This window comes from Aquincola agrisoli, from assembly GCF_036621135.1.
In the GTDB taxonomy this organism is placed as follows: Bacteria; Pseudomonadota; Gammaproteobacteria; order Burkholderiales; family Burkholderiaceae_C; genus Aquincola; species Aquincola agrisoli.
Genome location: NZ_JAZIBG010000036.1, coordinates 178,536 through 191,302 on the forward strand (window position 1 = coordinate 178,536; position 12,767 = coordinate 191,302).

The 12,767-nt window shown below is 71.6% G+C and carries 4 protein-coding genes; all 4 read right to left on the reverse strand.

Features of this window, described 5'->3' with window-relative positions; genetic code table 11:
• Positions 1-5: 5 nt before the first annotated feature.
• Positions 6-9,074, reverse strand: coding sequence for a DUF4347 domain-containing protein (locus tag V4F39_RS17490; protein WP_332291014.1), 9,069 nt, complete (start codon positions 9,072-9,074; stop codon positions 6-8).
• Positions 9,075-9,274: 200 nt separating this feature from the next.
• Positions 9,275-10,252, reverse strand: a complete 978-nt coding sequence (locus V4F39_RS17495) for a tripartite tricarboxylate transporter substrate binding protein (protein ID WP_332291015.1) — start codon at positions 10,250-10,252, stop codon at positions 9,275-9,277.
• A gap of 32 nt (positions 10,253-10,284) precedes the next feature.
• Positions 10,285-11,391 carry a mandelate racemase/muconate lactonizing enzyme family protein gene (locus V4F39_RS17500; RefSeq protein WP_332291016.1) on the reverse strand — a complete coding sequence of 369 codons (1,107 nt, stop codon included), beginning with the start codon at positions 11,389-11,391 and terminating at the stop codon, positions 10,285-10,287.
• A gap of 145 nt (positions 11,392-11,536) precedes the next feature.
• Complete coding sequence (locus tag V4F39_RS17505) at positions 11,537-12,616, reverse strand: LacI family DNA-binding transcriptional regulator (protein ID WP_332291017.1); 1,080 nt, start codon at positions 12,614-12,616, stop codon at positions 11,537-11,539.
• Positions 12,617-12,767: the final 151 nt, after the last annotated feature.

Sequence of the window (12,767 nt, forward strand, 5' to 3'; positions counted from 1 at the left end):
CTGCGTCAGTCGTCGGCGTCGAACAGCGCTTCGGCCGCCATCGCCTGGGCGGAATCGGGGTCCGGGTCGTCGGCCGTCGGATCGGTGCCGTCGTGCTCTTCCTCGTCCTCGCCCAGGATCGGCAGCGGGTCGAGGTGGCGCCAGCTCGGCGTGGTGGCCAGCATGCTCGCGACCAGGCCGCCTGCACGGCTGGCCCACCACAGCAGCCCGGTCGACATCGCCACGTAGCTGGCCTGCAGCCCGACCTGCAGCGTGTCGAGCTCGGGCGCCGAGGCGCCGTCCGACGGGGCATCGGCCCGGCCGCCGTCGCCCGGCGCGAGCGATCCCCGCGCGGAGGCGCCGTCGATCTGCACCGCGAAGAGCGGCGGTACCGGCGTGGTGTCGAACAAGGCGAGCATGCCGTCGCTGGCGACGCCGTCCAGCAGCCCCTGGAGCTGCGCCACGCTGTCGCGCAGGATGCCGTCGCGCCAGCGTGAGGCGGCCGGTTCGCCCCGGGCGCCGTTGTCCGCGCCTGCGGGCCGCGGCGCGGCGGCCGGCGGCGGCAGGGCGGGCGGCAGCGTGGCCTCGGGAACCGGGGCCGATGGTGCGGCGGGAGCGCCGGTTTCGGCCGGCGGCGCGGGGGACAGCGCGGGGTCGGGCGCGGGCGGCAGCGGTGGCGGTGCGGAGGCGCCGGGATCGACCGGCGGCCAGGCCGGCGGCGGCAGGGCCGGTGCGGGTTCGGGCGCCGGTTCGGGCGCCGGCGGCGGCGAGGGCGGCGCCGCACGGAAGCTGACCGCACCCGCGGTCGGCGACGAATCGACCTGCCCGTCATGCGCGACGATGAGGAAGCCGGGCGCCTCGGCGGAGCCGTCCTGCACGAACCGCACGCTGCCGGCGGTCAGCTGCCGTGCGGTGAAGGTGGTGACCGCCTCGCCGGGCGCATCCAGCAGTTCGAAGCGGCCATGCCGGACCTGGAAGACCGTGAACGACAAGTCCTCGAAGGCGCCGTCCGGGTCGCTCGCCACGATCTCCGTTGCGGAGAGCAGCACCGCCTCGCCTTGCGCGACCGCGAACTGCGCATGCGCGACCACCGGCGCCTGGTTTGCGGCCGGTGCCCGCAGCACCAGGCTGCGGGCCTGCGGATCCGTGTCGGCGCCGCCCCAGGCCGTGCCCCCGTCGTCCTGCACACGGAAGCCCAGCACGGCGTCCTGGCCCGGGACGGCGGTGTAGACGAGGCGGCCCGCATCCAGGTCCGCCGCCGTCACGGCCGTGCCCACGCCGACGGCCTGCCCGCCGAGGGTGAGGCGCCCGGTGGCCGGCAACCGGTCGACGACGACCGCGAGCAGGTGGTGGGCGGGCAGGTCGACCGGGTCCCTGAAGCCGAAATCCTCCCGCGTGAAGGCACGCCCCTCGGCCGGGATCGCCAGCATGCCGTCACGGCCCTGCGGTGCGTCGTTCACCGCGATCACCTGCACCTGCCGTGTGGCCTCGGTGCTGTGCGCGCTGCCATCGTGGGCGCTGAACGCCACCGTGCGCACGAGCGTGCTGGGGCTGTCGCTCGTGTTGGCATAGGCGACGCTGCGCAATGCGGCCTGGTAGTGCGCCAGCGTGGCCGTGCCGCTGAGCGTGAGCGTGCCGGTGGCGGCATCCCAATGGCCGGTGATGCCGTTCTGGTCGACGAAGGCCAGCCGATCCTGGCCGGCAACGTAGTTCGTGCTGATGCGCACCGTCGCGCCGGCCAGCGTGCCGCTGTCGGCATCGCTCACCGTCAGGCCGGGGTCGATCGGCACCGGTGCTGCGTTCTCGACATGGGCGACGATGCCGCCGCTGGCGCCGACGACCGGCGCGGTGTCGTCGACGTCGGTCACGCTGATCGAGATCGCCTGCGTGGCCGTGCGTGCGCCGTCGGTGGCCTGGACGATCACCTCGTAGACGTTGTCGCCATCGGCATCGCCGGGCGCTTCGTGGTCTGGCGCGCTGATGAACGACAGGGCGCCGGTTGCCGCATCGATGCGCAAGCGTGCCTGGTCGGCGCCGCCGACGATCGCGTAGCCGAGCGACTGCGCGGGCAGGTCGGCATCGGTGGCCGCTACCGTGGCCACGGCGGCCGTGTTCTCCGCGACGCTGGCCGCCGCGGTGGCGCCGCCGCCCAGGCTGGTGATCACCGGATCGTTGTCGTTGACCGGCGTGACCGTCACGGCGATGGCCTGCGTATCGGTCAGCGTGCCGTCGCTGACCTGCACGATGACGTCGTAGACGTTGTTCCTTCCCGCGTCGGCGGGTGCCTCGAAGTCCGGTGCCGTGATGAACGACAGCGCACCGGTCACGCCGTCGATCGTGAACAGGCCGCCGTCGGCGCCGCCGCTGATCGAGTAGGTGAGCGAGGGGCCGTCGGGATCGGCCGCGGTGACCGTCGCGACGGCCATGGTGTTCTCGGCCACGCTGGCGGAGGCGCTGCTGCCGCCGCCGTGGCTGGTGATGACCGGGGCGTCGTTGACGGCGCCGACGTTGATCGTCGCCGTGCGCGGCACCGGGTCGGTGTCGACACCGCCGTGGGCCGTGCCGCCGTCGTCGTGCAATTGCACCGTGAAGGTGGCGTAGGGCTCGCCGTGGCCGCCCGCGGCAGGGGTGTAGCGCAGCAGCCCGGCGGCGATGTCCGCCGCCGAGACCGTCTGCCCCGCGGTGATCGCCACGCCGGACAGCGTGATCGTGCCTGCCGTGGCCAGCGAGGTGAAGGTGACGGCGGCGAGCGCGTGGGCCGGCGTGTCGACAGGGTCGATGAAGTTGAACGTGGCCACCGTGAAGACGTGGCTGCCGCCTTCGGCCACGTCGATCACGATGCCGCCAGTGGCCGGTGCATCGTTGACATGCACGACCGAGATCGACGCCTGGTCGGCGGCGTCGCTGAAGACCGTGCTGCCGCCGTGCAGGGTGGCGTCGACCTTGTGGCCGGCGGTGCCGCTGCTGCCGTCCCAAGCGCGGTAGGTGAACGATGCGTCGGTGCCGTTCTTCGTGTCGGGCTCGAACCGGATCAGGTCGCTGCCGCGCAGCAGCAGGGCGGCGCTGTCGCTGACGGGCCCGAGCGCCTGCCATGTCGCGCCGTGGTCGATCGAGACCTGCCAGGCGCCGTTGCCGGCATCGGCCCCGGTGATCGCGATGCCGACCTGCCCGCCCGCATCGACGTCGGTGATCGATGTGCCGATGAACGAAGCCACCGTCTGCCCGCCGTTGCCGACGTCGTCCTCGGTGATCGGCGCCAGGGCGGGAGCCGCCGGCGCCAGCAGCGGCGCGTCGTTGACGGACGTGACATCGACCGTCATCGTGCGCGGTGTCGGATCGGTGTCGGCGCCGCCATTGGCGGTGCCGCCGGCGTCCTGGACCTGGAAGGTGAAGCTGGCGTAGCCGGTGCCATTGGCATCGGCCGCGGGGTTGAACTTCAGGTTGCCGGCGGTGATGTCGGCGGTGCTGATCGTTTGGCCGGCCGAAACGGTCACGCCGTTCAAGGTGAGGCTGCCAGTCCCGGGGGGCGTCGTGATCCTGACGCCCTGCAGGCTGTTGCCATCCACGTCGCCAAAGCCGAAGTCTGCGACGGTGAAGGTGTAGGCCGTGTCTTCGAGCGTGGTGACGGTCTTGGTCGTGCCATTCGGCGCATCGTTGACCGAGGTGACCGCCACGCCGCGCGTGGTGTCTGCGCTCCAGGCCGCGCCGTCGGTGACACGGAAGCTCACCGTGCGCATCGCCGTGCCGGGCGCCTCGCTGCTGTTGGCGTAGCTGACGCTGCGCAGCGCGGCCTGGTACTGCGCCAGCGTGGCGGTGCCGGTCAGCGTCAACGTTCCGGTCGAGGCATCCCAGCTCCCCGTGATGCCGTTCTGGTTGGTGAAGCCGAGCACGTCCTGGCCGTTGGCGTAGTTCGCACTGATGCGGACGATGGCGCCGTGGAACTGCGCGCTGTCGACGTCGTCCAGCGTCAAGCCGGCGTCGACGGCCGCGGCCGGGGCGTTCTCGGTGTAGCCGGTGGTGCCGCCCGTGGCCGTGGCCACCGGCGCGTCGTTGACGGCCGTGACGGTGATCGTGGCGGTGTCCGTGGCCGTGCTGAACGCGGTGGTGCCGCCGTTCGATGCGGTCGTGACCTTGCTGCCGGCGCTGCCGCTGGTCCGGTCCCAGGCACGGTAGGTGAGCGAGCCGGTGGTGCCGTTGGCGCCGTCGGGCACGAAGCGCACGCGGTCGGTGTCGCGCAGCAGCAGCGCGGCGCTGTCGCTCACGGCGCCCACGTCCGTCCAACTGCCGCCGCCGTCGGTCGAGTACTGCCAGGTGCCGTTGCCTTCGGCGGCCGCGGTGATCGCGATGCCCTGTATGGCGCCGGTGTCCACGTCGGTGATCGACGCGCCGACGATGGAAGCCACGGTCTGGCCGCTGTTGCCGGTGGCGTTCTCGTCGATGGTGACCAGCGAAGGCGCTGCGGGTGTGAGCACCGGCGCGTCGTTGACGGCGGTCACGGTGATCGAGGCCGTGTCGCTGGCCGTGCTGAACGCCGTGGTGCCGCCGTTGGTGGTGGTGCTCACCTTGCTGCCGGCCGCGCCGCTGGTCTGGTCCCAGGCGCGGTAGGTGATCGAGGCGGTGGTGGCGTTCTGTCCGTCGGGCACGAAGCGCACGAGGTCGGTGGCGCGCAACAGCAGGGCCGAGCTGTTGCTGACGGCACCCACCGCCGTCCAGGTGCTGCCACCGTTGGTGGAGTACTGCCAGGTGCCGTTGCCGCTGCTCAGCGCCGTCAGCGCAATCCCTTCCAATGCGGCGGTGTTGGCGTCGCTCACGCTGCTGCCCAGGAACGAGGCGACCGTCTGGCCAGCATTGGCCGTTGCATCCTCGTTGATCGCCGCCAATGCCGGGCTGGAAGGTGTCAGCACGGGCGCGGCGTTGGCTTCGGCGATGGTCAGCGCGGCGGAGAACTCCGAGGTGTCGGTGAAGCTCGCGTAGCTGCTGTCGGACCGGGTGGTCGTGGCCGAGACGACGTGACCCGCAGGCACGGCCAGGCCGGTGAGCGTGGCCGAGAAGCTGGCGTTGCCGGAGGCGTTGGTGGCGACGTTGACGTAACCGAGGTAGATCTGGCCCTCGCCGTGGCCGCTGGCGTTGGCGGTGGCACTGGCGAAGAACTCGATGCGGAAGAAGCTGTTGGCCGTGCTGTTGAGCGTGCCGGCGACGTTCACGCTGTTCGTGCTGTCGGTGCTCGCCTGCGTGAGCACCGCGAAGTTCTGCAGGTTGTTGGCGCCGGTGTCGGCGTCGCCCGCGTCGTTGGCCGTGGCGCCGCTGGTGCCCAGGTCGATGCCCAGGCCGCTGGTGCCGGCCACCGTGCCGTAGATGCGGTTGCCCAGGATGGCGTTGCCGGTGCCGCCGCTCACCGCGATGCCGTCGTAGGTGGACGCGGCCTGGTTGCTGTGGGCGACGATGTTGCCCCGGCCCCCGCCGGTGCCGCCGATCAGGTTGTTGCTGCTGGCCACCTGAATGCCGTTCTGTTGCGCACCCCAGTTGGCCGTGCCGGCCGCGTCGGTGCCGATGCGGTTGCCCTGCACGGTGACACCGCTGGCCGATGCGTCCAGGCGGATGCCGGACGCGCTGGCACCCGCGATCACGTTGTTTGTGATGACGGTGCCGACGCCCACCTGCACTGCACGGATCCCGTTGATGGGTGCACTGACCACGGCGGTGCCGGCCGCATTGGTGCCGATCAGGTTGTTGTGCACCACCGTGCCGCTGCCCGAGGTGTTGATGTACACGCCGTGGTCGCCGTCGGCTGCGATCACGTTGCCTTCGATGCGGTTGGAGGCGCCGTCGAACACGGTGATTCCGTCCTGTACGCCGCTGAACGCCGTGACGCCGTCGGCACCGATGCCGATGTAGTTGCCCAGGATCTGGTTGCCGTTGGCGGTCGCGCCCGAGATGATCAGGCCGTACGTATTACCGTCTCCGTTGGTGCCCAGCACGTTGCGGTCTGCGGCGGTGCTGCCGCCCACGGTGTTGTTGGCCCCCCTGATGTACACCGTGTAGGACCCGTTGACTGCTGCCGCCAGGTTGCCCGTGGCATCGACCGCACCCAGGTAGTTGCCGGCGATGGTGTTGCCGTCCGAGCCTGCGTCGATGTAGATGGCCGCGCCGAAGAAGTTGCGGACCACCAAGCCGCGGATGGTGGAGCCGCCGGCGGTGGAGGTCAGTGTCAGGCCATCGACGTTCTGGCCGTTGCCATTGAGCACGATGGCTGGCCGTCCACCGTTGCCGGTCACGCTGGCGGTGTCGGTCGTGCCGTCGATGACCACGGGCCGCGTGATCGCCGGCAGCGCCGAGCCCAGCGTGATGGTGTGCACGCCGCTGCCGGCAATGGCGAAGTCGATCTGCGTGGGCAGGCTGCCGGCGGGCGTGTTGTTGATGGCCGTGATGGCCTCGCGCAGCGAGATGAGCCCGTCGGCCCCCTTGCTGGCGAGCAGCGTGGAGATGCTGGTGGTGTCGCCGTTCACCGTGTCGGCGTTGGTGTCGACGACCAGCACCGCCTGGGTGCTGGAGATCGCCACCACGTTCTTGGCGAACTCCGAGGTGTCGGTGAACGCGGTGTAGGCAGCGCTCGTGGCCCGGGTGGCGGTGGCCGAGACCACGTAGCCCGCCGGCATGGCCACGCCGTTGAGCGTGGCCGCGATGCTGGCATTGCCCGAGGCGTTGGTCGCCACGTCGGCATGGCCCAGGTAGATCTCCCCCAGGCCGTAGCCGCTGCTGTTGCCGCTGGCGGAGGCGAAGAACTCGATGCGGAAGTAGCTGTTGGCGGTGCTGTTGAGCGTGCCGGCCACCGTCACCTGGCCGGCCTCGTCCGTGCGGGCCAGCGTCAGCACCGGGAAGTTCTGCAGGTTGTTGACGCCGGTGTCGCCGTCGCCGGCGTCGTTGGCCGTGACGCCGTTGGCGCCCAGGTCGATGCCCAGCCCGGCGCTGCCGTACACGAGGTTGCGCGACAAGGTGTTGCCGGTGCCGGTGGTGTTGTACGCCTGGATGGCGACGGTGTAGACGCCGCCCTGGCCGCTGAAGGCCACGATGTTGTCCAGGATCTGGTTGTTGGCCGGTCCGCTGATGGGGGCCGAACCGTCCTCGAGCAGGATGCCGTTTTGCTGCGTCCCCCAGTTGGCGGTGCCGGCCAGGTCGGTGCCGATGCGGTTGCCCTGGACCAGCGTGCCGCTGGAGGCGCCATCGAGTTCGATGCCGACGCGGCCCGCGGCGGCGACCCAGTTGCCCTCGCCCGTGGTAGGCCCGCCGATCACGGTGTTGTCCGGGCCGTCCTCGAGGTAGATGCCGTCGCCGCCGTTGCCCAGCACCGCCGCGCCGTCGGCGCCCACCCCGATCCAGTTGCCCTTGACGATGTTGCCGTCGCTGGCCTCGCCGTTGATCAGGATGCCGTCGTCGCCGTTGCCCGAGATGATGTTGCGCTGGTTGGCGTTCGCGCCGCCGATGGTGTTCGCGCTGGCGCCGCCCGCCAGATGCACGCCGTCGTAGGTGTTGGCGATGGCGGCGGTGCCTGCCAGGTTGGTGCCGATGTGGTTGCCAATGATCTGGTTGCCGGTGGCGGAGGCGCCTTCGATGAAAAGCCCGTTGGCATTGCCGGACAGGACGTTGCGGTCCGCGGCGGTCGTTCCCCCGATGGTGTTGTTGCCGCTCAAGACATAGATGCCGGCATCGCGGTTGCCCGTGCCTTGCGCGTTGCCACTGTTGCCCAGGCTGCCGATGTAGTTGCCCGCGATGGTGTTGCCGTCGGAGCCGGCGTCGATCTGGATGCCGTCGCCCCGGAAGTTGCGGATTACCAGGCCGCGGACGGTGCTGCCGCCGGAGCCCGACGCCAGCTGCAACCCGTCGGCATTGAGGTTGTCGCCGTCCAGGATGATGGCCGGGCGGCTGCCGTTGGCCGCAAAGCTGTCGTCGGTGCTGGCGTCGAGGACCACCGTGCCGGTGAGGGTGGGCAGGGCCGAAGACAAGGTGATGGTGTGCACCCCGGTGCCGGCGATGTTGAAGTGGATGGTGTCGGTGCCGGCGTTGCCGTTGGCCTGATGGATGGCCCAGCGCAGCGTGCCGCTGGTGTTGGTGTCGGCGGTGCTGGTCACCGTGTAGGTGGCGAGCACGCCCTGCCACTGCGCCTGCACCTGCATCCCGAAGGCGAGCTCAGCTTCGATGCGGCCGGTGTGCATCTCCAGCGTCCAGTCGCCGCCACGCGTGACCGCGCCGGTGCGGTTGTCGGAGGCGGCCACGTCGGCGCCTGTCAGTTCGGCCAGGGTCTTGACGAACGCGCGCCCGGCGGCGCCTTCGGCGACGTCGCAGCCGTAGACCAGCAGGTCGGCGTCGTCCGCCAGGGCGCTGCGCCAGCCGGCGATCTCGCCGGCACGCTGCTGCAGCGCGACCGCGTCGAGCACGCCATTGCCGACGATCAGCCGGCCGGCGCCGCCGTGGGTCAGGAAGTGCAGGGCGCCGACGCCGCTGCGGCCGGCCAGGGCTTCGGTGACCTGCGCGATGCCGTCGCGGCGGCCGTCGAGCACGATGGCTTCGATGCGCCGCCCGTCGGCCGCCTGCCGGGTGATGTCGGCCAGCAGCTGCTCTGCGTCGTCCACGCCGGCGTCGATGAAGACGAGGTCGGTCGCGGCCTCCCGCACGGGCCCGATCGACGTGGCCTGCGCCAGGCTGCCCACGCCGCGGGTGCCGAGTTGCACGCCGCCTTCGCCGGGGTGGCCGATCACGTGCCACCCCGTGCCGCGCGGCTGCTGCGCCAGCACTTCGGCGATGCGCTCGCTGCCGTCTTCGCCGGCCTCGATGGTGACCACGTCGAGGTCGACGCCGTCGCCGCGCTGTGCGGCGAGTATCGCCACCTGGCCGTCGGGGTCGGCGACGCGCTCGTCGACAAACACCACTTCGTGCGGCCGGGCTTCGGCAGGCATGGCGCCGGTGCGGGTGGCGGCATCGAGGCTGCGGTGCTCGGCCGTGGCGGCCTGGAGGTGGGCCGGTGCGAAGTCGGCGGAGTAGAGAACCCGCGCTTCGAGCTCTTCGATCAGGGGCCGCGCCGGCCTGGGGAATGGTTTCATCGGGACTGCGATCCAGGAGGTCAGCCGGCGAACCCCCAGGGCCCGCTTCCAGGAAGCATTCTCGATGTCGGCAAATGTGCCTAAATATGAAACTAAATCCCTAAAAGTGCGTTGTTTTGCGTTTCTTCATCGGTGCGTTGTGCCGGATCGTGGTGCCGGTTCGCGCACTTGGTGTGACCCGCCCGCGCCCCGTCCGGGCCTCAGGTGTTGGGCTTGATGCGCCCCTCCGCGATGACGCGGCTCCACTTGTCGATCTCGGCCTCAATGCGCGCCTTGAACTCCGCCGGCGTGCTGCCGACCGGGATGAACCCCATGCCGGTGAGCTTGCTGTTCAGCGGGCCGGCCTTCACGGCCGACGAGGCGGCCTGGCCGATCTGCTGGAGTCGCTCGGCCGGCATGCCGGCCGGCGCAACGAGGCCAAAGAGCGGCGACGCATCGACGCTGGACAGCCCGGCCTCGGCCATGGTGGGCACCTGCGGCAGCTGGGCCGCCCGCACCGGCCCCGTCACGGCCAGCGCCCGCAGCGTGCCCGCGCGGATGTGCTCGATCATCGTGGGCACCGTGGTGAAGCCGAAGTCGATGTGGCCCGCGATCATGTCGTTCAGCACCGTCGAGCCCCCGCGGTAGGGGACGTGGGTGGCGGGGATGCCGGCGGCCACGCGCAGCTGCTCGCCGGCGAGGTGGGGCGCGCTGCCGATCCCGGCGGAGCCGTAGTTGAGGCCGTCGGGTTTCGACTTCGCCAGCGCGACCAGTTCCTGCACCGATGCGGCGCGCACGCTGTGGTGCACCAGCAGCACGAAGGGCGCCGTGGCCATCAGCGACAGGGGCACGAAGTCCTGCCGCGTGTCGTAGGGCAGGCTTTTGCCGAACAGCCCCGGGTTGATCACGAAGGCGGTGTCGACGAAGCCGAGCGTGTGGCCGTCGGGGGGGGCCGTGGCGATGGCCTTGGTGCCGATCTGCGTGCCGCCGCCGGCCTTGTTCTCGACGATGAAGGTGCCGCCGAGGGCGCCTTCCAGCGCCTGGGCCATCAGGCGCGCGAGCGCGTCGGTGGCGGCGCCGGGCGCATACGGCACGATGACGCGCGAGGCCGTGGCCTGCGCCCACGCCGGCCCGGCCGCCGCCAGCGACAGGGCGGCCGGCAGGGCGCCGGCCTGGATCAGGAAGTGTCGTCTGCGCAAGGTGTCCATCGCTGTCTTTCGGCGCTGCGGGTTCATGGCCGGCTCACGAAGGGGCCGTCGATCAGCGCGGGCTCGGGATCGGCGCCCAGGCCGGGGCGGTCGGTGAGGGTGAAGTGCCCTCGCTGCAGCGGCACCGCGGTGCCGTAGGGCACCGCGCCCAGCTCGCAGTACAGGCGCTCCACGGCGCATTCGGCCTCCTGCGCCGCCAGCACGTGCAGCGTGGCGAGGAAACCGGGGCCGAAGAAAGCCGATTGCGGCGAGAACCGCACGGCGGTGCCCTCGCACTGCCGGGCGAGCTGCCACAGCGCGGTGACGCCGCCGCACTTGATCGCGCTGGGCTGCAGGTAGTCCACCCCCGCGTTCGCGACCAGCGATTGCAGCTCGAACAGGCTGCTGGCGTTCTCGCCGACGGCGACCGGGATGCCGGTGGCCGCCCGCAGCGCGGCGAGCGAGCCGCCGTCCTCCGGCGGCCAGAGCGGCTCCTCGATCCACAGCGGATCGAAGGGCGCCATCTCGCGCACCGTGCGGACCGCCTCGTCGAGCTGCCAGGCGCAGTTGGTATCGACCATCAGCGGCAGGCCGGGCCCGAGCGCCCGGCGTGCTGCCGCCACCGCTGCGGCTGTCCGCTCGTGCAGCTTCACCCGGCCGAAGCCGTCTTCCAGCGCACGCGCGGTATGGCAGGCCACGAGGCCGGCATCGCCGTAGTACTGCAGCAGCGACGCGTAGGCCGGGATGCGCTGGCGCTTGGCGCCGCCCAGCAGCGCATGCAGCGGTACGCCCTCGAGCTTGCCGCGGAGGTCCCACAGCGCGATGTCCAGCCCGCTCAGCGCATGCAGCAGCACGCCGGATCGGCCGAGGTTGTGCAGCGTGCGCTCCAGCGCCGGCGTGAGGCCGGGTTCGAGGGCATCGCGGCCGCAGGCGAGCGGGGCGACGCGGTGGGCGAGGACGGCGGCCAGCGCATCCAGCTCGCCGCCGTAGGCCTCGCCCCAGCCGACGGCGCCGTTGTCCAGCTCGACGCGGACCAGGACGCTGTCGAGCGTGGTGCGGGGGCGGCCGGCGAACAGCGGCGGCTCCGCGCCATGGCGGAAGGGCAGCCGGAGCTTCAGGCAGTCGATCGAGCGGATGGTGGTGCGCGGCACGTGATGACCTGTTCTGGCGCTGCGTCCCGCGGCCCACCAGCACGTGCGGCGCCGGGCGACGGAACTGGTAGCGCTACCAATCTAGGCAAGATGGTACGGGCGGCGATGCGCCGAAGAATGCGCATTTCTACCTACCGTGTTCACACTAAGCCGTTTCCCGGACGATGAGGCTGAATCCCACGTCGACGACGGCGTTGGCCACCTCGCGCCCCTCGGCACGCTCGACGATGCAGTGCGCCGCCTTGCGCCCGATGGCCTCGCTGTCGACCCGCACCGTGGTCAGCGCCGGGCGGATGTCGGCCGAGAACGACGCGTCGCCGAAGCCGACGATCGCGATCTGCCCCGGCACCGCGATGCCGCGGGCCTGGGCTTCGGTCACCATGCCCAGCGCCAGCATGTCGGAGCTGCAGAACACTGCGCTGGTCTTCGGCTGCCGCGCAAGGATGCGCCGCAGCGCTTCGCGGCCGCCCCGCACGGTGCCCGGCGTGGGCGCGGTCTCCAGCACGATGGACACCGGCTCGTTGCGGCTCTTGCCGCCGGCCTGGATCGCCGAGGCGAACGCCTTGCCGCGCCGTCGCGCGCGTTCGTGGTCGCCGCCGACGAACGCGAACTGCCGGTGGCCGTGGCGCAGCAGGTGCTCGGCCACCGCGCGCGCGATGCTCTCGTGCGAGAAGCCGACGACCATGTCGATCGGCGAGGCCACCATGTCCCAGGTCTCGACCACCGGCAGGCGCGCGGCGGCGAGTTGCCGCGCGCCTTCCGCGGAAGGCACCACGCCGCACAGCACCAGCCCGTCGGGCCGCCGGCCGATCAGGGCTTCGAGGAAGCGGTGGTCCTGCTGGACGCCGTAGCCGCTCTGGCCCAGCAGCAGCTGGTAGTCGGACTGCGCGAGCGCCACGAACAGCGACTGCACCATCGGCTCGAACACCGAGCCGGCCAGCGAAGGCAGCACCGCGGCGACCAGCCGGCTGCGCCGCGAGGCCAGTCCGCCGGCGACCCGGTTGGCCACGTAGCCGGTGGACGCGACGGCCGCCTGCACCTTCGCGAGGATGGCTGGCGAGACCAGCGCCGGGGCGTTGAGCGCGCGCGAGGCGCTCATCGGCGAGACCCCGGCGATCTGCGCCAGCTCGCTCAGCGTCATGCCGCCGCGGCTGCGGTGCCGCCGGCCGGGCGGGGGCGTTTCGGCCGGGCCGGGGTCTGCGGGCTTGCGAGGGGGGCGTGCCATCGGGTGGAAGCGGTCGTGCCGGGGGTGGCAGGCAGTCTATGCGGCCGGGCCGCAGCCGCTGCGCCACCGGCAGCACCCCGGGCTAACCCCTAGGCTGGATTGATTGCGCTAACACGAAGGTATCGTTAACAATCGACGCCCGAGACGATCC

Coding starts and splice junctions, on each gene's coding strand:
- V4F39_RS17490 (WP_332291014.1), bottom strand. CDS start 9,074: ATGAAACCATTCCCCAGGCCGGCGCGGCCCCTGATCGAAGAGCTCGAA.
- V4F39_RS17505 (WP_332291017.1), bottom strand. CDS start 12,616: ATGGCACGCCCCCCTCGCAAGCCCGCAGACCCCGGCCCGGCCGAAACG.